Below are 18,627 nucleotides of genomic sequence, written 5' to 3' on the forward strand. Positions count from 1 at the left end.
TGATAACTGTTCACTGAACACTTATTTCTGCGTACCGAAATCAACGGTTGGGGCGCTTTGGGCGGCAGCGCTGGCTTCAAAGAAACCTTTCTTCTGGAAGCCGAAGATGCCAGCGAAAATGTTATTCGGGAACGAACGGACCGACCCGTTATACGTACCCACAACGCCATTGAAGTCGTTGCGGGCAACGGTAATCCGGTTTTCGGTGCCTTCCAGTTGCGCCTGTAATTCAGAGAAGTTCTGTGTGGCTTTCAACTGCGGGTAATTTTCTGACACGGCCAGTAGTCGCGACAGTGAACCACCTAGCTGATCCTGTGCTGCCTGAAATTTCTGGAGGTTTTCGGGGGTCAGCTGGTCGGCGCTGAGTTTGATGCTCGTGGCTCCCGCCCGCGCTTCAATAACACTCTGTAAGGTGCTTTTTTCGAAATTGGCTACACCCTGAACAGTCCGAACCAGGTTCGGAATCAGGTCGGCGCGACGTTGGTATTGCGTCTGAACATTAGCCCAGGTTTTCTCAACGTTATTATCTTTTTCAACGAGTCCGTTGTATGAACTACAGCCGTACATACCGAAGATGGCAACAACGACAACTAAAATGATTAATCCTTTTGACATGGTTTTACGTGGTTTGGCCGAATTGGCTTTGGTTCAGTAAACGCTTCAAAGCTAAGAACAGTTATGAATTATCAGTACCAATTATCAATGACCGGTCCCCGGCGTACAGGATTGGACGAAATGAGAGTTAAGAATTAAGAGTTAAGAATTAAGAGTTGCTTCGCTTATCAGCCAAATGGAAAATAAGCGAAGCGACTCTTAATTCTTAACTCTCAATTCTTAATTCATTAAAACGCTTCCCCGATGGTTAGGTAAATACCGCTGGCGCCGAGGCTGGCGTATGGAATGCCCCGGCCATAATCGAGGCGGAGGTTGACGAGGTCACGGTTGACGCGAAAACGGAGACCTGCGCCGTATGCGGCTTTGGGGTCGTCGAGCCGTAGAAAATCACGGCGGTTGCCCAACGTACCTACTGACCCAAAGGCTACCGCACCCAGTCGCCCCCATATGCGGAGGCGTAGTTCGGCTTGCAGCAAAGCCATGTTCTCGTCGCGGAAACGACCTTCGTAGAACCCGCGTCCACGTTTGGTGCCGCCAATCAGCGAGAGAGCGTTGAAAGGAGCTGAGCCAGCCCCTGTAACGCTCAGTACATAGTTGAGCGCCAGCGTAGCCCGTTTGCCAAGCGGGTGGTAGGAAGAGATGTCGGCAACGTACCTGTCGAAACGTACCTGACTACCTACAGCGCGGCCATGACCCAGGTACGTTAGGTCGGCCACCATGCCCCGGCCGGGGAAAAATACATTATCGCGCGAATCGTAGAAAAGGCCCGTTCCCAAACCAGAAAGCAAACTGCCCGATGCACCAGGAATCTCCCGTCCGGATACGTTGCCATTGGCTAGTGCGCCATTGGCCACCACGCTGGTAATGGCGTACTTTTCGTATTGATACCGAAGCCCCGCGTACAAGCCCCGGCCGGGTCGGGCCTGATCGACCTGCGTGATGCGTTGGAAGACATTTACCCGTACGCGGGGGAAATTGACTCCGTAGAGTTCGGCAGGTACCTCGCGCTGCCCCTGACCAAAGTAATAATAATTGTAGCGGTAGTAGCCCAGTTCACCGTTGGCGAAATACTGGTTGTTCTTGTAAAATAGCTGGAAGGGCAGGTAAAACAGCAGTTGCTTATTCTGCGTATAGGCAGCACCGAGTGTCGCCTGCGAGGGACGTACCTGCCGACTGCTATCACCCCGAAACCGGAACGTAGCGGTAGCTGCTACCCCATAAGCCAACCGGGTTTCGGGGGTGTAGTAAACTAACGGCAGCGGTAACAGGCTGAACCGTTTGGGGTTGGTGGAATCGGGCGGAGTAAGTAAGCAGGTCGACAGTAGTAGTGCGTGGAGCATATCTGTTTATACGCAGAAGGCAGAAAGAAGGTTTTGGTGGCGCACAGGCGGTTGGCTATCTTCGGCGTGGCTATTCGCCGCATTCCTATGCTTACCCGAACTTTTGTCAATTCTCTGCGTCAGTGGCCCTTACTGGTGCTTCTTTTCCTGCTCACGCTGTTGCCCGCTATGCCTGTATCGCTGGCTCTTTTTGGCACAATAGACAGCGAAGCAAACGGATCACTGGCTCCGCTGGCGGTGCTCCCCGAGTTCAATTACACCATTTTCTCCGACTTTATGCACGACCACGGAAACGCCATCTGGCCACTGATTCGGGCTGGCTGGTGGACGGCCGTGCTGTCGTTGCTGGTGAGCGTATGGGCAAGGGGAGGGGTACTGTACAGTTTCACCAACGGCTTTCGGGCGGTCTCTTTCTGGCAGTCGGGCACCCATTATTTTGGCCGGAATCTTCGCCTGTTGGGCGTCACCAGTTTGTTTGTATTGCTCTGGCTAGTGGTTTTAATTCTGGTCGGCAGCGTTATTGGCCTGTTGCTGGATGTCGTTTTCGACGATCCGTTTACCGAACGTGGGTACGTTGCCATTGGTGTGGCCGGTAGTCTGGTTTTCGGGCTTGTGCTGGTTTGTCTGCTGTGCACCAGTCAATATGCCAGTGTACTCATGTACCATACTGATGAAACTGCAGCGTTTCGGGCTTTTCGCCAAAGCTGGCGATTTATTGGGCAGCACCGGCTGGCCACGTTTGGTCGATACCTTCTGCTTATTTTAATCGGTACGGCACTGTTTGGTGGCTATTTCTGGGTTGAATCACTAGTTCAGGCGCACAACTGGCTTTCTATTGGGTTGGTCTTCGTCATACAACAAGCGTTCGTCTTCAGCCGGGTAGCGCTGACGGTATGGTCACTGCGCATTGCATTCGATACCAGCCGAACTTTACTTATAAACCCTTCCTAATCATGCAAAAATCGTTACCCGAAACCGGCTCGACTCAGAAGGCCGTTGGGCTGTTCAGCCTGCCCGTCATTGTGGCCGCCCTTGGCTATTTTGTCGATATCTATGACCTTTTACTGTTTGGTATTGTTCGTGTGCCCAGCCTGAAAGCACTGGGCCTCAGTCCCGAACAGATTTCGATCGAAGGCACGCGAATTTTTAACTGGCAAATGATTGGTCTGCTGCTGGGCGGTATTCTTTGGGGTATTCTGGGCGACAAACGGGGCAGGTTATCGGTGCTCTTTGGTAGCATCATCACTTATTCTGTTGCCAATATCGCCTGTGGATTCATTCCCAACGTGACCTTTATGGAACCAACCAGTTACTACGCCCTAATGCGGTTTGTGGCGGGTATTGGCCTGGCGGGTGAACTTGGCGCAGGCATTACACTCGTGAGCGAGGTATTGCCCACCCGGCTGCGGGCCATAGGCACCTCGCTGGTGGCGGGCGTTGGTTTGTCGGGGGCAGTTGTGGCTTATTTCACCGTTAAACTGTTCGACTGGCCGTTGGCTTATTTCATCGGCGGCGGGTTAGGCATTGGTTTGTTGCTTTTACGAGTTGGCGTAGTCGAGTCGGGCATGTTCCAGAACGTATCGGCCGATAGTTCGGTCAGGAAGGGGAATTTCTTCGCTTTCTTCACCAATTCAGACCGATTGAGCCGTTACCTGAAATGCATCGGAATTGGCATTCCAACCTGGTTTGTCATTGGCGTGCTGGCCACGTTCGCCAATGAATTTGGCGAAGCCATGGGTATCACGGAAGAGATTAAACCTGGCCTGGCCATTATGTGGTGTTACGTAGGCCTGTCGACGGGTGATTTGGCAAGCGGATTTATCAGTCAGGCGTTGGCTTCGCGTAAAAAGGCTGTTTCACTGCTCATGCTGTTTACCTTGCTGTCGACGGGCGTTTACCTCTTTGGTGGACTAAAAACCGCCGATTCGCTGTACGTTACTGCCTTGGCGCTAGGGTTCGGCATTGGCTACTGGGCTATGTTTGTCACCATCGGTGCCGAGCAGTTCGGGACTAATCTGCGGGCCACCGCCGCCACCACCATTCCAAACATGGTACGCGGGTTAACTTTTCCCATGACAACGCTGTATCAGTTTGCCAAGCCATTGCACGGCGTAATCTACGCTGGTGCCATTGTGGGGCTCATCGCTTTTGCCCTGGGTTTCTACAGCATCCTGACCATTCCCGAAACCCACGGGAAGGATATGGATTTCATTGAAGAGTAACTGGGTGAATTGGTGAGGAGTGAAGGGTGATGCTCCGCTAAGGTACCGTTACTATCCTCGGCAGAGCCTCACCCCTTACCAATTCACCCTTCACCAATTTACCCCTTGCCCTTCACCCCATGCCCCCCACCCTTCACCCCCCGCCCCTCGCCCCTTCCTTATCACCCCTGTGGTCGTTGCCCGTCATTGTGTCGGCGCTTGGCTTTTTTGTTGATGTATACGACATGCTTATTTTCAGTATTGTTCGGGTGCCGAGCCTGCAATCGCTGGGCCTGAGCAAAGAGGAGGTTTCGCGGCTGGGGGCATTTATTCTGTATTTTCAGCAGGCTGGACTACTTGTTGGGGGCATTTTGTGGGGTATTCTGGGCGATCGGCGGGGCCGAATGTCGGTGCTTTTCGGGAGCATCGTGATGTATTCGCTCGCCAATATTGCCTGTGGCTTTGTGCCGTACATCACCATCGTAGAACCCACCACCTACTATGCCCTGATGCGATTTGTGGCCGGGGTGGGGCTGTCGGGTGAAATTGGAGCTGCTATGGTGCTGGTATCCGAAATTCTGCCGCGGGCGATTCGGGGCTACGGTTCGTCGATTGTGGCGGGTATTGGGTACCTGGGTGCTGGTGCCGCCTATGCCACCAGTCGATTCTTCGATTGGCAAACAGCTTTCTTCGTTGGCGGTGGAATGGGGTTGGCTCTGCTGCTGCTGCGCGTGAGCATGTTCGAGTCGGGACTATTCACAAATCTGAAGCAGGAACAAGAAGAAGTCAGTCGGGGCGATTTTCTGTTTTTCTTTCGTCGGTATGATCGGGCTATAAAATATTTCCGGTGTGTGGCAGTCGGGTTACCAACCTGGTTTATTGTGGGTATCCTGGCCACCTTCGCCAATGAGTTTGGCGAGGCTATGGCGCTGGGTACGTCGGTAGAGCCGGGTCGTTGTGTTATGCTGCTCTATATCGGACTGGCGGCCGGCGATTTGCTGTCAGGGCCGCTGAGTCAATGGTTACGCTCGCGGAAAAAGGCGGTAACGTACCTGCTCATCAGTAGTTGTGTGTTGTGTACGGTATACCTGTTCGGAGGGGTGAGAAGCGCCGATGGCCTCTATGTCATCTGTTTACTGCTTGGAATCTGCACAGGTTATATTGCCATGTATCTGACCATGGTAGCCGAACAATATGGTACCAATCTGCGCGCAACAGCAACTACCTCGGTGCCAAGCATTGTTCGTGGCATGCTCATTCCGATGACGCTTGGTTTTCAGGCAATGAAACCAGCCCTGGGTACGTTGGTGGCGGCGGCGGTGTTGGGCATATTTGTATTTGGACTGGCTTTCTGGTCGTTATCACGTATGGAAGAAACCTTCGCCAAGGAACTTGACTACGTTGAAATATAACCCTTTCCAACCTTTGCGCTTCGTTGCGAATCAAGCGTGCATAGACTACTACTCATTATGAAAAAGATAGTGCTTATTGCGTTGATAGCGCTTTCGGCTACTTGTCAGAACAAGACGTCGATCAACGCAGATTCACCTGTTCTGGAAATAGACGCGAGGGTTATTGGCGATAAATTGCCGGTAGATGGTTGTGGCGCACATTTGTGGCTAAACATCATCAGCCCATCGTCTGACTCGCGGACGTTTATGCGTCTGCCTACCGAAGCTACCCGGAAGCTGATGGATAACGTGATTAAGGCCGAAATCGCCGCCCAGCCCCCCGGCGCCCTCTGGATGGGTAGCAAAGATGTGCGAATTCGTTACCGGGAGACGAAACAGATGGCTACGCTTCTCTGCGGCTGGAACACAAAACAGGAGCTTAAAGCCGTTGAAATTTTAGCAATTACGCCACAATAGTTATGCGCATAGAGCACTTGGCCATTTGGGTTCGTGATCTCGAAAAGATGCGTTCATTCTACGAACACTATTTTCTGGCTACCGCCAACGAGAAATATACGAATCATACTAAAGGCTTTTCGTCGTACTTTCTGTCTTTCCCTCAGGGTGGCCCACGTCTCGAACTAATGCAGATGCCCGGTATTCCCGATACGCAGAATGATGTTTTGGCCCAGTTTTCGGGTTTAGTTCATTTTGCCATCTCGGTAGGTAGTGTGGCTCAGGTCGACGCGTTGACTGAACAACTGCGTGCTGATGGGTTACCAGTAGTGGGTGAACCCCGGCAAACGGGCGATGGATATTACGAGAGTGTTGTATTCGATCCAGAACAGAACCGAATTGAAATTACTGTCTGAGGCTTACTGCGCTAATTATTGAGGCGACAAAATATCCATCAGGATAGAGGCGATATAATCCCGTTTATTGTCAACAATATCATGGCGGCTCTCTGCCAGAATGAACTGTTTGAACTCGGCGTTTTGTAGTTTTTTCCTGGCAAAAGCCACATTGGTTGGGTACACCAGTTCATCGCGTTGACCGTGAAGCATGGTAATACCTGCTGTGATACGCGACCAATCGGGCAGTATGGCTTCCAGTGCCTTGCGGTGGGCCAGTTTTTCATCGTTTGCCAACCGAAGCAGGGGCGGTACAAGCGCTCTGAGTGGTGGTTTGTCTACCCAGTAACTGATGCCGTAGGTACGTTCCAGCCCCGGACCCAGCGCCGATGAGACAAACACAACCTGATCGATAACGCCAGGATTGTTCATAGCCAGTCGTGCCGATACAGAACCCCCATACGACGAGCCCACAATGATCAATTCGGCGGCAGCCTTATAGCGATCGATCAACGGTTGCAGCAGTTTAGCCTGCCGACGAATAGATGGTTCGACCCAGCCAAAGTCAGAATATCCATAACCCGGCCGATCAACCGATACTAGCTGAGCACGTGCGAGTAGGGCAGTATCTTTGAAAAAACCATTGAAGAATGACAGGGAACTTGGTGCTCCATGTACGAAAATGATGGTTGGCTTCCCCGCTTTTCGGGGCGTTTCCATGTAGCGAATGGTGCGATCACCAACCTTGTAGCGCCTTACGGCGGGGCGAATCGATTGCGCGGAAAATTCGGCCTTAAGGTCAGCATCAGATTGACGAAAGTCAACGAGCCATGCTATTGCCAGCGAAATACCGATTAGCAGAATGAGTCCGGTAAGACTCCAGCCAAGAATTCGTCTTACCTGTTTCATAGTAGTGTGAAGCAATACTGAAGTAGAAGTCCTATTCAATCAACCTACACTACACTGGAAATTGTTTGACGTCTAAGGGTATTCTAAGTTTTAGTGTCGAGGTTTACGAGTCAGATTTCCCATTCCACGGCCAGAAAATGTGTCAATTCACCCTGACTGTTGCGCAGAGGATCGATTTCGATTTGGCAAACGTACAATTCGCCATTCTTGCGGTAGTTAACCATTGTTGCCTTCACGGGAAGGGCCCGGCGCAGGTGATCGCCAATGCGAGCTTTTTCGACGGGGTTAGTTTTTTCGCCTTGTAAAAACGCCGATGTACGGCCAAGGACTTCGGCCGTTGTATAGCCAGTTATTTGTAGAAAGCTATGACTAGCCCACAAGATGGTTTTCGACAGGTCGGTAAGAATAAGGGTAGAGCCTTCGTTCAACGCGTTTAGGTAGCCGTGTTTCTGGTTACGTGTCAAACTCCAGTCGAGTGTGGTTGCCAACTGGTTGAAGGTTGCTGTCTCTTTCAGTTTAGCTTTCCGCTCGGCTTGATCCATCAGGAAGACTTCCATGCATGGGGCTGGGTACGATCGGTATCCATCGGCGCTAAATGGCTGACGGGTTCGGTGTTGTAAGTCTACGTATGCCTGTGAAAATACCATTATGTTACGAGTAGAGTAAGTTGTATTAACCGGAATATAGCTACGTACTTATAAATAACCAAATAAGCTGCAAAAATTTTAGCAGAATACGGAAGGCATAATTTTTTTTTAATTGTATGTACCTGTAAGCCAGTTAGAAAACGATAAGAGCGCAAAAAATGTTATTTTTTTTCGATCAGAGACTTGCACCAAGTACTCTGACGCTATACTTTTGCACCACGATAAACGACAACGGCAACGCAATCGGCATCGTAAAATACATAATCTGGTTCGGTAGTTCAGTTGGTTAGAATGCCGCCCTGTCACGGCGGAGGTCGCGGGTTCGAGTCCCGTCCGGACCGCCAGATTAGTTAAAATGTCCTGTAAATCGTTGATTTACAGGACATTTTCGTTTTGTGTCAATTACGTGAACGATATGGATAGTTGGCGGAATAGAGCCAGACGTGCATTAACAAGAAACCCCAGCTTCATACTGAGCCGGGGTTTGCCATAACTACTTATCTAGCATTAAATTCGTTGGTGGCGTTTCCAAATGCTTTTGGCTTAGCCAATGAGCGTTTTGTTATCACTACCTATTTGGCAAATGACGTGCTGAAAATTCAGAAAGAGATGGCAAAGGTGTTAACCGACGTTTATTTGTGGACGAATTGAACGCCACCTAGAAAATAGGCTCATCAGTGCTTTATTTCGATACTAGTCCATATGTGGACTGGTCGTTGGCAGAGCAGCATAATTCCTTGGGAGGTATTCTGCCTGTCACTCGGCTACAGGAACTGTGCGTTTGGCTAAGAGCCTGTAAAAGAATTTATGCTGTGGATTGGTTGAGTAGAAATTGGGTAGGCTCGATAGTACACCTTCGGTATTTGTTGTCTCACTAACTCGTGGTTGCCCAAACGAACCTACACTAGTACGTATTTTGGGTGTGCCTTCAAGGGCAGGGGCCTTTATCAATAGCCAGAAAGGAGTGACCCAGGATAAGAGTAAAACAACCGCCATCACAGCCATCTTGGGGAAATAGTGCTTTTGATGGTATAATTCCCGAATAGCCAGCAAGGTAAGCACCAGAAGTACCGTTAGAACTGGTATCGATCCTCTTGTGGCAAAGTCTTGCCAAACACCAGATTCACAGGCAGGGATGAGCAACAATAGCCAAAAGGCAATCCAGTATGTTTGTTTGTTCTTCAAATAGATGGTAGGAGTAAGCCATCTTATCAGGGCAAAAAACAGACCTGCCTCCACGACGAACGTGATGAAGTAATTCATAATGAGTTCGATGTTTTCCCCCCATGGTTTTCCAACCAGTCTTTCAGGGAAAAATCGAGTACTTAACACTGAGTTGTGTGCATGGTAGAATGCAAGATATGGAAACCCAATAGCTAACACGGTTGCAACAACGCTCACGCTGTTTATCTTGCCGAATAAGTCAATAATCAGAGAAAATAGTTTACTGGTTTTATGTTGGCGATATACATCGATGCAAAAGTTAATTGCATAGAACAGTACAAGCACGATGAAGGGAAATGGGGCGTAAGCAAAGAGCATTCCGATGGGTAATATTGGTATCTTTTTTTTATAATTTAATACCCATAGTGTGATGATCCAGGTTGGAACAACTTGATTAAAAACATTGAATAGATCAGTTGTGAAGGATGTATATGAGTAATAAAAGTACATTTCTATCGCTTCAGATAGACCTACGATATGCCTCTGGATAATGAGCTTGCCTAGCACGTCTAAACCACTCCATAATATAAAAACGATTGTGGATAGGACTATCATTTTGTAATTTAATAGCCTGAATAATAGAAATAGTGCTAATAAAATTCCTATAAACGACCATACAAGCAAAGCAGCATTTGCAGCATTCGTACCATATGCCTTCCCGATCAGGGCTGCCGGTAGCCAGAAAGTTAAATAATAATTAAGACCAGCATAGTTTCCAGCCAAGAAGTCAAGATCTATGGCTGGTGAAAATTTGTAATAAATGGGCCATGAATAGTTTATCATGTCTGCAAAGACGGCATTTCTGAAATTATGATCCCAATCCTGATTTGAATAACCCCCTATTCCTGAAAGATATACCCACACAAAGGCGAGTATACTGACAGAAATTAATTTCCACATTGATAGTGTTGTATCTTCATTTCTGATTTCAGAATACGTATCTTTCAAATACGACCAAATCCCTGTAATTAGTAGTAACGCTAGCGGAATACTGATGTATAGTTTTATCCATCCGAGTAGGAAAATAAGAATCGGAATGCTTAAATAACTGAATATAACGTAAATGAGTATTTTTTCTACTGATTTATTCATGCTGAGTGTATGTACTAGTTGATTTAACGATGAGTATTTTATGTAAAATTGGTAGCATAGGTGAATGAACTCTTAATTGCAACACCTTTTACAAATCTGACGTAAAAGTCTTTACGCTTTACTGATAGCTAAGACGATTTAGAGCAATGTTATTTAATGGGATTCACCTAGTCATGTAAAAGGACGTGCGCATACCAGTTTATCTGTAGTACTGTAGTTGGCTATTGGTTTTGTCTTGTGACCAACTTTTCTCTGTAAATATGAGATTTATCATTCCTGTGGACATTGAGCTGTATAGCATTGAATATCTAATCCTCAATAATAGACAGTGTAGTCGTAAATTCGAGATAAAAAGCTGATTTTCATTTATTTGATTATGCTCTACTAACGTAAAATTTGTTTCTAACTGAGAGAAAATAGTTTTCGAAATAAGCTGTCAGTAAAAAACCAAGATTTATGCTGATTATTGAAGTTAATGCAAACAGTATATATTTATTTATAGTCAAGTAGGAAGAAACAAAATCTGTGAAAAATATATTAACAGCCATATGAATCAGGTAAATAGAGTAAGAACAGAATCCGATTTTGCTAATTATATTTACAAGGTGATCGGAAAATACAGTTGTTAATTTTTTGTCTATGTTGTTGTTGGAAATGAAAAGAATAAGAATTAGTCCAAAGCTGATATAGAGCAAGGAGAATCCAATTGTATTTACGAATAAAGATCCTAACGGATTGATGAAAGGTGTCCAGACAAGGCCGGCGATTATGATGAAATACATCAGTGACCGGTTAAACTTACTGATCGCCACGAGTTTGTCTTTATTGAATTCCTGCCAATAGCCGATCAATACCCCTGCTAATAAAGAATCGATTCTCAGATGGGTCATGGTGAAGTTATGAGCAGGTTGATCTGAAAATGCTACATTGCTGTAAACTCTGATGAGGAAACAAATTGCCATGGCCAACACAATGCCGATCTCTAGTTTATTGAAGCCATTCTTATAGGTATTGGTAGTTATATCCGTTTTTTTTCCTTTCAAGATGAGCCATAAAATGAGAGAAAGAGTAATGTAAAAATGTTCTTCTACGGCTAATGACCAGCTTGCTTCGTATGCGTAACCCCAACCCGATACATAATTCTGGGTAAAAGTTAAATCGCCAATTAATCCGGTAACTGAAACGTTTCCTACAACTAGCAAGGGAATTAAGTATATGATGTAAGTCAGGTAATACAGTGGATATATTTTAAAACCTCTTCTGATTAAAAAAATACCAGGTTTAATAGAACCGTACTTTTTGTATTCTCTGAATAATAAACCAGAAACAAGATAGCCACTCAGAACAAAAAATAAGTCAACCCCAATCCATCCCATTCGTGTTGTAAAGTCGAAAAGAGGGCGATGCCTCAGCAGAACTAATAGAATAGCTACACCTCGCAAAAAATCTATTTCTCTTAGTCTACTGGTATTAGCAAGCATACTCTCTATTTACTGATTGAACGAATTTTACCAACTAACTTTCAGAATCGATGAAAGTGTGGAATACATCTGTCTATGCACCTTGTAAGCTGAATCAAATAGAGTGTAATGACACTACTTGTTGACGTTTTGGTGTTATCAGCTACTTGGTGTTTTCGATTGAACAGGTACTTCTACGTTCAAACGCAATATCTGGTAGAATGGCTTTTTGAAATGTGTATTTCTAATATAGATCTAATATTTTTCTATTTATTGGTACATATATTAATTAGAAGGGAGTCAAATACTTCAGGCTTTTTACTAGTTATTAGTTGCTATACTTTGATTATAAAAAAAAGTACTTATTCTCAAAAAAATTTCGTGTTAAATTAGGGATTTTTGGATATATACTTAAAAAAGACGCATTAGAGCGATTGGTTATCAGTTGAGTAGGTAGTCAGGTACGTTAGCAAAGTAGGCGTGAATTGAGTCATGCCCTTGTAAGCGAGCATGGAGGGTGGGGTGGTGCTAAACACCTGAGCCAGTTGGATAGCAGCGTTGCTACGGGCGGCTAACTCGGCCGATAACTGATTTTGATAGGTGTGAATGCCGAACAAAATGGCGCCCGATCGGGGAAGCCGTGTCAGCGTTTGCCGTTCCAAACGAAGGAAAAGCCTGTTGCCAATGGTATCAAGTGTTAGGTCAGGCAGGCAGTCGGTGAGGAGTTGATCGAGGAAGGGCGTGTGCCGACTGGTCATGTCGAGCTGATCGGTTACTTTCACGCTCCAGTTTACGCGCCAAACCGGACGACCAACTGGTAGGCGTTCCATGAGTTTCTGCGCGGCCAGAATCATGGGTTCAACAATGGGTATGATGGGCGCATGAATGTGCCAGAAAGGAAGGCCTACTTTTTCGTCGAGGCACCAGCCGTTTCCGAAGCAGAGTTGACCGCCCACGAGCGTTGCCTCGGGCCCCGTTAATAGCACGAGATCTTCCTGTACCTGCCGCCCTACCCAATCGAGTGGCGCCAAGGGCAACGTACCTGAATCGCCAACGGTGAACGCTGTTTCCGTATTTAAGAGGTGGTTATGCCAGCGCCATTGATTTCCCTGTTGCTGTAGCGTGAAATGTTCCGGATAAAGCCGGATCAACTGTTTCAAAACAAGTTCCAGCACTTCCCATTGCGCCGTTTCGTGACCTGGTAATAGTTGGTAGTAATAAGCCGGGAGTTCGGTCAGTAGTTGCTGTTTCAGAGCGGTTTCGGTCTGATAGTGAGCATCTACTTCAACAAGGCGGTCGCTCTCGGGCAGAGGGGCCGTCCCCATTTTGTGGTTGAATGGCTGGCCGAACGGAAAATAAGGAAGCATGAAGATCAATATGGGCGTGTTTAGTGAAGTAAATAGCCTTCTATCCCAAATAAATAGCTGGTTTGGGCTGTTAATGCCAATGATAATTTTGTTACTTTACGACAGACTTCACGCATTTCATTAACTCATCATGACTTCACGCAGACAGTTTCTTCGTCAAACCGCCGTTGCTGCTACAGGGGCTGTAACCCTTCCGCCATTTTTACCCGAAACAGTAGGTCTGTCGTTACCGAATGCTGGGTTAAAATCGCCGGGTGAATGGGCAACAGATGAAGATTTCTGGGCACGGATCAAGTCGGAGTATACGGTATCTCCCAATATACTCAATTTGAACAATGGCGGTGTTTGTCCGCAACCCAAAGTAGTGCAGGATGCGCATATCCGGTTTTATCAGTACAGTAACGAGGCGCCATCGTACTATATGTGGCGGATTCTGGATCAGGGACGCGAAGCCCTGCGCGATAAACTGGCTGAGTTGGCGGGATGCTCGTCTGAAGAAATAGCGATTAACCGAAACGCTACCGAGGGTTTGAACACAGTCATTTTTGGCATGAACCTGAAGCCCGGCGATGAAGTGGTGCTGACCAAACAGGATTACCCTAATATGCTGAATGCCTGGAAACAGCGCGAAAAACGGGACGGTATCAAACTGGTCTTTCTGAACCTGGAATTACCCAGTGAGAATGAAGCGGCGCTCGTCAATCAGTATGTCAGTGCCTTTACGTCGCGTACTAAAGTGGTACACATTACCCACATGATCAATTGGATTGGACAGGTGATGCCGGTACGTAAGATTGCCGATGAAGCCCATAAACGCGGCATCGAAGTGATTGCCGACGGGGCTCATTCATTTGCTCTGTTCGATTTCAAAATTCCCGACCTCGGCTGCGATTATTACGCTACCAGCTTGCACAAATGGCTTTGTGCGCCATTCGGTAGCGGTATGCTGTACGTTAAGCAAAATAAGATTAAGAATGTGTGGGCTCTACTGTCGAACAACGAACCGGATGGTCCCGATATTCGTAAGTTCGAGAGTTTAGGCACCCGCTCGTTTGCCTCTGAAATGGCCATTGGTACGGCGGTCGATTTTCATAATGGTATTGGGTCGGCCCGTAAGTTTGCCCGCGCGCACTACCTGAAAAATTACTGGATGGAGCGCGTGCGCGACGTGCCCGGCGTGAAACTTCACACCTCGCTCAAACCAGAGTGGGCCGGTGCCGTGGGCCTTGTATCCATTGATGGGATGAAACCTACCGAGGTGGATAGTCAACTGATGGGTAAATACAAGATTCACACGGTAGGCATCGATTGGGAGAATATTCACGGCGTTCGGGTAACGCCCCACATCTACCATTCGCCCAAAGACCTTGACCGGCTGGTGGCGGCCATTACAGCCATTGCTGCCAAAAACCGGAAGAGCTGATCGTTACCCGATTTTTTCTTTGTGCATCAGCGTGGCCACACCGCGTGTGGTCACTTTCTGCGTCTGTGCATCCCGAATCTCACCCAGAATCTGCGCAGTGTGTTTTGCCGCGTCGATCGACTGTACGGTGAAGGTTACTTCGTAGTCGGTATCTACAAACATGGGCCGAAGAAAATCCAGCGTTTGCGCCAGATACACCGACCCTGAACCAGGAAATTCGGTGCCCAGCACTTTTGTAAAAATACAGGCACCCAACATGCCGTGAATGATAGGACGCTTGAATGGAGTTTGGGCCGCAAAATCTGCATCGAGGTGGAGCGGATTATTGTCGCCGGTAACGCGGGCAAAGTCAATTACGTCTTCCTGCGAAAAGCGAAAAGCGTGGCGGTGAGTATCGTTAATTTGCATGGGTTTAGGGGAAGAGTGAGTTACGTAGTTAACATATGGTTCTGAATAGCCTCTTGCGTCTGCCGGGCTACCTGTTCGCCGGTTAGACCGGCGGGTTCAATGGGGGGCAACACGGTCCAGGTCATGCGGCTAAACGGCCGGAGCGGAAAAAGACCCTGGGGATTAAAATGTCCCGTACCGTCGATGACAATAGGCACAATGAGGGCGTTGGGACATTTACGGAGCAGGATAGCCAGTCCGCCACCTGCAAATGGTTTGGGTTTTCCGTCGCGGCTGCGGGTGCCTTCGGGGAAAATGACAACTGAGCAAACGCCTTCCTTCAACCGTTGCCCTAATCGCCCCATCTCGCTGAGCGCCTGTCGGGGGTCGTTTCGGTCAATCAGAGCTGCGCCGCTTTTTCGTAAATTGTAAGACACGCTGGGCGTTCCCCGGCTCAATTCGATTTTCGAGACAAAAACGGGGGTGTAACGCTTCAGATACCAGGCAATCGGCGAAATGTCGAACATGCTTTGGTGGTTGGCAACAAAAATCAGGGGACGATCGGTGGGAGGGGTGTAGTTGAACAGAAAACGGTGTGTAGATCCGGTCAGTATCCACCCCTGCACAATCGAGAAATTGAGCCAGTCGGCAACCGGCTTCTGAGCGGCACGTCCTCCCAGTGTAAACGCCAAAAACTGAGCCGCATGGAACAGCAGCAGAATAAGAGAGAAATAAATGAGATAAACTGCACTGAGCAGGTATGCAATTGCCTGTTTCAAACGTTGATACTAATAATAACTTGTGTATACCGCGCAAAATTAAGTAATAAGCCCGTTCTTGCTTCTTTTTTTAGTAAACAAGCATTCGTAGTAGTAAACTCAGCTCTACAAATACCGGAGCACCACATTCCGTAACAAGATACCAATCCATGAATTCCCGCATCGAAGTCATGCAGTTCATCGGTACCAAGATCGACACGATCATGACCGACTACCTGAAGCCAATTGAGACCAACTGGCAGCCTACCGATTTTTTGCCCGACTCAACCAAACCGACGTTTTTTGATGAAGTGCGTGACTTGCGTGAGCAAGCGGCTGCCCTCCCGTATGATTATCTGGCCGTGCTGATTGGTGATACCATTACTGAAGAAGCACTTCCCACGTACGAAGCCTGGTTGATGGATGTTGATGGGATTGATCAGACCGATCAGAAGGGTTGGTCGCGTTGGGTACGTGCCTGGACCGCCGAAGAAAACCGGCACGGCGATCTGCTCAACAAGTTCCTGTACCTCTCTGGTCGTGTAGATATGCGGGCGATGGAAACGTCGACTCAATTCCTGATTGCCGATGGGTTCGATATTCAGACGGGTCGCGATCCGTACCGTAATTTCGTATACACCTCGTTTCAGGAGTTGGCAACCAATATTTCGCACCGCCGCACCGCTACGTTGGCCAAACAGGCAGGTAACAATTTACTGTCGCAGATTTGTGGCGTCATTGCCGCCGACGAAATGCGCCACGCTAAGGCCTATAAATCGTTTGTTCAGGAGATTATGGAGCTAGACCCGAGCGGGATGATGCTGGCTTTCGAAGATATGATGCGGAAGAAAATTGTGATGCCCGCTCACTTTTTGCGCGAAACAGGTGTGAAGATGGGCGATACCTACAGTCACTTCTCTGATGCAGCACAACGCCTCGGCGTCTACACGGTTCAGGATTATATCGCCATTATGCAATCGTTGTTGAAAGACTGGAAAATTGATGCGGTAACGGGCCTGAACGATGAAGCCCAGAAAGCGCGTGATTATTTAATGGCACTTCCCAGTCGCCTCGCCCGTGTAGCTGACCGCACTAAAATCCCCGAACTAGCCTACGAGTTTAGCTGGATAGCGTAGTGAGAAACAAGAGATAAGAGTCGAGAAGCAAGAGATAATAGTCAAGAAGCAAGAATGGCTTCGCTTGATCACTAGTTGGTGACCGAGCGAAGCCATTCTTGCTTCTTGACTATTATCTCTTGCTTCATACTTCTAAACCAAATGCAATGGCGCTGAGGCCATTTGGCGGTGTTTGCCGCCGGGTTGCAGTTTTTCGATCTCACGGATAACGTCGACGATCCCTTTCAGCGGAATTTTTACCCAACTGGGCCGGTAGCTGATTTCATAACCGAGTTCGTACACTGCTTTCTCGAGGAGGTAGATCAACAAGAGGTAATTGATTTCGCCGTTGTCATAAAACATCGGGTGCGGCGAGCCGAACGTACCCAGATAAGCGTCGAGGTAGGTGTCGCGGATGAGTTTGTACCAACGGTCTGAAACCACCTGTAATTTATCAGGGTCAATTCCTTCGGTCTCAGCCGAGTTGAAGAGCTTGGCCGAAACGGCGTAGTGATAGGATCGAATCATGCCCGCTACGTCTTTCAGAGGCGAATGCTTGATCTTTCGTTCGGCAATGGTGCTCTCTGGTTCGCCCTCGAAATCAATGATGACGTAGTCGTTTTGGGTGGCCAACACCTGTCCGAGGTGGTAATCGCCGTGGATGCGCGTGCGGCACGATCCTAATTCGCGGGTTTGAAAGTCAGCCACAAAGTCGTCGATCATTTCTTTGGCCTCCATAAACACCCACGCCAGCCGCTGCGACTGTTCATCCAGTTTGTCGTAATTGTTGACCAGCAAGTCGTAGCGCCGGTCGAGCAGATTGGTAAATCGGCCGGCCAGAAACGTGCGGTATTCATCCGTAAACGGTTCTGACAGAAAAGCCGGATTGTCTGTTTTGCTGTAGAGGGCCAGATGCATTTCGGCTGTACGTTGTCCGAGCAGCGCCACTTTCTCAAACACATCTTCTTTCACCGTAAATACCCGGTTGGGTACGGCATACAGAAAATCGTTGAGGTAATCGCCGGTCATGGCCCAACTGTCTTTGTCATTGGCTACCATCCGTTGCATCATGCCCAGGGTAACCTCTTCCTGCCCGGACTGATGCCACGTGAAGCTGCCCGAATAGGCTGGAATAGCCCCAAAACTGCCCGTTTCTGTCAGAAAAGCCACCATTTCAACTTCAGGATTGGTTTGTCCAAACAGTTTCCGGTACAGTTTCATGAAATACATATCGTTAAAAACCAGTGCGGAGTTACTGGAATCAACGGGCAATACGCGTGATGTAACCGTGTCGGTATCGAGCAAGCCTTTGCCTTTCTGAAAGGTGATGTCTCCTTCTGTTTGATTGGCCATTAGGTTGTGGTAGAGCATTTCCCGGAAACCCGCGTCATAGATAGCATCAATCAGCCAGCCGGTTTCACTGGCAAACGTTGCCTGCGCCAGTAAGCCTTTGTCAGGTACGTCGCCTTTCACAACCGCATCGGTGATAAACGAAAGCGGAAGCAAATACTGCTCGGGCTCACCATCGGCGTAGCTTACGTGAATGATAGCCAGGTAGTAAACGGCTGCGCTGCCCGGAAGTGGCAATACGGTAGAGAGGCGGAAGCCGGTTTGCTGACGTGCTTTTCCGGCAAACCAGCGGCTACTGTTCAGGTACGCGGGCAGAATGTCGGTAGCTAATGTTTGCGCGACTTCGGTGTCGTCAGCAAAGTGTGTCCAGGGGGTTAGGGTGTTTAACGGCATAACGTTGCAAAAGATCTGTATAACGTTAAAAAGGGTCTGTTGGCTCGATAAGTTTAAAGTTAGCGGCAAAAACGAATCAACCTACCTCCCTACTCGTTATCTCT

Annotated in this window: 17 protein-coding genes and 1 tRNA gene; 8 read left to right on the top strand and 10 right to left on the bottom strand. The window is 48.1% G+C overall.

Annotation, left to right across the window (positions count from 1 at the left end; translation table 11 throughout):
* Positions 1 to 21: 21 nt before the first annotated feature.
* Both ACAW87_RS09650 and ACAW87_RS09655 read right to left on the bottom strand, forming a co-directional pair.
* On the bottom strand, positions 22 to 615 hold the full coding sequence (locus ACAW87_RS09650; RefSeq protein WP_370723167.1) for a LemA family protein: 594 nt from the start codon (positions 613 to 615) through the stop codon (positions 22 to 24).
* A 227-nt stretch (positions 616 to 842) separates the two neighbouring features.
* Positions 843 to 1,955 (bottom strand): BamA/TamA family outer membrane protein, encoded by a 1,113-nt coding sequence (locus ACAW87_RS09655; protein ID WP_370723168.1) that lies wholly within the window; start codon positions 1,953 to 1,955, stop codon positions 843 to 845.
* 87 nt (positions 1,956 to 2,042) lie between these two features.
* On the opposite strand from ACAW87_RS09655, the gene ACAW87_RS09660 reads away from it, so the two are divergent.
* From ACAW87_RS09660 to ACAW87_RS09680, 5 genes are all read left to right on the top strand, one after another.
* On the top strand, positions 2,043 to 2,906 hold the full coding sequence (locus ACAW87_RS09660) for a hypothetical protein (protein WP_370723169.1): 864 nt from the start codon (positions 2,043 to 2,045) through the stop codon (positions 2,904 to 2,906).
* A 2-nt stretch (positions 2,907 to 2,908) separates the two neighbouring features.
* Positions 2,909 to 4,177, top strand: a complete 1,269-nt coding sequence (locus tag ACAW87_RS09665) for an MFS transporter (RefSeq protein ID WP_370723170.1) — start codon at positions 2,909 to 2,911, stop codon at positions 4,175 to 4,177.
* 119 nt (positions 4,178 to 4,296) lie between these two features.
* A complete protein-coding gene (locus ACAW87_RS09670) occupies positions 4,297 to 5,568 on the top strand; it encodes an MFS transporter (protein ID WP_370723171.1) in 1,272 nt (423 codons plus the stop codon).
* A 57-nt stretch (positions 5,569 to 5,625) separates the two neighbouring features.
* Positions 5,626 to 6,024, top strand: coding sequence for a hypothetical protein (locus ACAW87_RS09675; protein WP_370723172.1), 399 nt, complete (start codon positions 5,626 to 5,628; stop codon positions 6,022 to 6,024).
* 2 nt (positions 6,025 to 6,026) lie between these two features.
* Positions 6,027 to 6,419: a VOC family protein gene (locus ACAW87_RS09680; RefSeq protein ID WP_370723173.1), complete on the top strand. Its 393-nt coding sequence runs from the start codon at positions 6,027 to 6,029 to the stop codon at positions 6,417 to 6,419.
* Positions 6,420 to 6,434: 15 nt separating this feature from the next.
* On the opposite strand, the gene ACAW87_RS09685 is transcribed toward ACAW87_RS09680, so the two are convergent.
* Both ACAW87_RS09685 and ACAW87_RS09690 read right to left on the bottom strand, forming a co-directional pair.
* Complete coding sequence (locus ACAW87_RS09685; RefSeq protein ID WP_370723174.1) at positions 6,435 to 7,307, bottom strand: alpha/beta fold hydrolase; 873 nt, start codon at positions 7,305 to 7,307, stop codon at positions 6,435 to 6,437.
* 110 nt (positions 7,308 to 7,417) lie between these two features.
* A complete protein-coding gene (locus tag ACAW87_RS09690) occupies positions 7,418 to 7,954 on the bottom strand; it encodes a PAS domain-containing protein (RefSeq protein WP_370723175.1) in 537 nt (178 codons plus the stop codon).
* Between the two features lie 267 nt (positions 7,955 to 8,221).
* Here ACAW87_RS09690 and ACAW87_RS09695 point away from each other — a divergent pair.
* Positions 8,222 to 8,298: transfer RNA gene (locus ACAW87_RS09695), tRNA-Asp, on the top strand.
* Between the two features lie 412 nt (positions 8,299 to 8,710).
* On the opposite strand, the gene ACAW87_RS09700 is transcribed toward ACAW87_RS09695, so the two are convergent.
* The 3 genes from ACAW87_RS09700 to ACAW87_RS09710 all read right to left on the bottom strand — a co-directional run bounded on the left by ACAW87_RS09700 (position 8,711) and on the right by ACAW87_RS09710 (position 13,097).
* Complete coding sequence (locus tag ACAW87_RS09700) at positions 8,711 to 10,270, bottom strand: hypothetical protein (protein ID WP_370723176.1); 1,560 nt, start codon at positions 10,268 to 10,270, stop codon at positions 8,711 to 8,713.
* Between the two features lie 374 nt (positions 10,271 to 10,644).
* Complete coding sequence (locus tag ACAW87_RS09705; RefSeq protein WP_370723177.1) at positions 10,645 to 11,751, bottom strand: acyltransferase family protein; 1,107 nt, start codon at positions 11,749 to 11,751, stop codon at positions 10,645 to 10,647.
* 404 nt (positions 11,752 to 12,155) lie between these two features.
* Positions 12,156 to 13,097 carry a heme-dependent oxidative N-demethylase family protein gene (locus ACAW87_RS09710; protein WP_370723178.1) on the bottom strand — a complete coding sequence of 314 codons (942 nt, stop codon included), beginning with the start codon at positions 13,095 to 13,097 and terminating at the stop codon, positions 12,156 to 12,158.
* Between the two features lie 130 nt (positions 13,098 to 13,227).
* Between ACAW87_RS09710 and ACAW87_RS09715 the strand changes: the two genes are divergently transcribed.
* The gene (locus ACAW87_RS09715; RefSeq protein ID WP_370723179.1) at positions 13,228 to 14,520 is read left to right on the top strand and encodes an aminotransferase class V-fold PLP-dependent enzyme; all 1,293 of its coding nucleotides are present in this window, start codon (positions 13,228 to 13,230) and stop codon (positions 14,518 to 14,520) included.
* Positions 14,521 to 14,523: 3 nt separating this feature from the next.
* On the opposite strand, the gene ACAW87_RS09720 is transcribed toward ACAW87_RS09715, so the two are convergent.
* Positions 14,524 to 14,928 carry a MaoC family dehydratase gene (locus ACAW87_RS09720; protein WP_370723180.1) on the bottom strand — a complete coding sequence of 135 codons (405 nt, stop codon included), beginning with the start codon at positions 14,926 to 14,928 and terminating at the stop codon, positions 14,524 to 14,526.
* Between the two features lie 20 nt (positions 14,929 to 14,948).
* Positions 14,949 to 15,686, bottom strand: a complete 738-nt coding sequence (locus ACAW87_RS09725) for a lysophospholipid acyltransferase family protein (protein ID WP_370723181.1) — start codon at positions 15,684 to 15,686, stop codon at positions 14,949 to 14,951.
* A gap of 149 nt (positions 15,687 to 15,835) precedes the next feature.
* Here ACAW87_RS09725 and ACAW87_RS09730 point away from each other — a divergent pair, with 149 nt between their 5' ends.
* Entirely contained in the window at positions 15,836 to 16,801 is a 966-nt protein-coding gene (locus ACAW87_RS09730) for an acyl-ACP desaturase (protein WP_370723182.1), read from the top strand.
* 132 nt (positions 16,802 to 16,933) lie between these two features.
* Here the strand turns inward: ACAW87_RS09730 and ACAW87_RS09735 are convergent, their stop codons facing one another.
* Positions 16,934 to 18,523, bottom strand: a complete 1,590-nt coding sequence (locus ACAW87_RS09735) for a putative maltokinase (RefSeq protein ID WP_370723183.1) — start codon at positions 18,521 to 18,523, stop codon at positions 16,934 to 16,936.
* Positions 18,524 to 18,627: the final 104 nt, after the last annotated feature.

This window comes from Fibrella aquatica, assembly GCF_041321135.1.
Taxonomy (GTDB): domain Bacteria; phylum Bacteroidota; class Bacteroidia; order Cytophagales; family Spirosomataceae; genus Fibrella; species Fibrella aquatica.

Excerpts from the sequence above, each read along its gene's own strand:
- ACAW87_RS09650 (WP_370723167.1), bottom strand. The coding sequence starts at position 615 with ATGTCAAAAGGATTAATCATTTTAGTTGTCGTTGTTGCCATCTTCGGT.
- ACAW87_RS09735 (WP_370723183.1), bottom strand. The coding sequence starts at position 18,523 with ATGCCGTTAAACACCCTAACCCCCTGGACACACTTTGCTGACGACACC.
- ACAW87_RS09720 (WP_370723180.1), bottom strand. The coding sequence starts at position 14,928 with ATGCAAATTAACGATACTCACCGCCACGCTTTTCGCTTTTCGCAGGAA.
- ACAW87_RS09675 (WP_370723172.1), top strand. The coding sequence starts at position 5,626 with ATGAAAAAGATAGTGCTTATTGCGTTGATAGCGCTTTCGGCTACTTGT.
- ACAW87_RS09705 (WP_370723177.1), bottom strand. The coding sequence starts at position 11,751 with ATGCTTGCTAATACCAGTAGACTAAGAGAAATAGATTTTTTGCGAGGT.
- ACAW87_RS09690 (WP_370723175.1), bottom strand. The coding sequence starts at position 7,954 with ATGGTATTTTCACAGGCATACGTAGACTTACAACACCGAACCCGTCAG.
- ACAW87_RS09660 (WP_370723169.1), top strand. The coding sequence starts at position 2,043 with ATGCTTACCCGAACTTTTGTCAATTCTCTGCGTCAGTGGCCCTTACTG.
- ACAW87_RS09655 (WP_370723168.1), bottom strand. The coding sequence starts at position 1,955 with ATGCTCCACGCACTACTACTGTCGACCTGCTTACTTACTCCGCCCGAT.
- ACAW87_RS09715 (WP_370723179.1), top strand. The coding sequence starts at position 13,228 with ATGACTTCACGCAGACAGTTTCTTCGTCAAACCGCCGTTGCTGCTACA.
- ACAW87_RS09710 (WP_370723178.1), bottom strand. The coding sequence starts at position 13,097 with ATGCTTCCTTATTTTCCGTTCGGCCAGCCATTCAACCACAAAATGGGG.
- ACAW87_RS09685 (WP_370723174.1), bottom strand. The coding sequence starts at position 7,307 with ATGAAACAGGTAAGACGAATTCTTGGCTGGAGTCTTACCGGACTCATT.
- ACAW87_RS09670 (WP_370723171.1), top strand. The coding sequence starts at position 4,297 with ATGCCCCCCACCCTTCACCCCCCGCCCCTCGCCCCTTCCTTATCACCC.
- ACAW87_RS09665 (WP_370723170.1), top strand. The coding sequence starts at position 2,909 with ATGCAAAAATCGTTACCCGAAACCGGCTCGACTCAGAAGGCCGTTGGG.
- ACAW87_RS09680 (WP_370723173.1), top strand. The coding sequence starts at position 6,027 with ATGCGCATAGAGCACTTGGCCATTTGGGTTCGTGATCTCGAAAAGATG.
- ACAW87_RS09700 (WP_370723176.1), bottom strand. The coding sequence starts at position 10,270 with ATGAATAAATCAGTAGAAAAAATACTCATTTACGTTATATTCAGTTAT.
- ACAW87_RS09730 (WP_370723182.1), top strand. The coding sequence starts at position 15,836 with ATGAATTCCCGCATCGAAGTCATGCAGTTCATCGGTACCAAGATCGAC.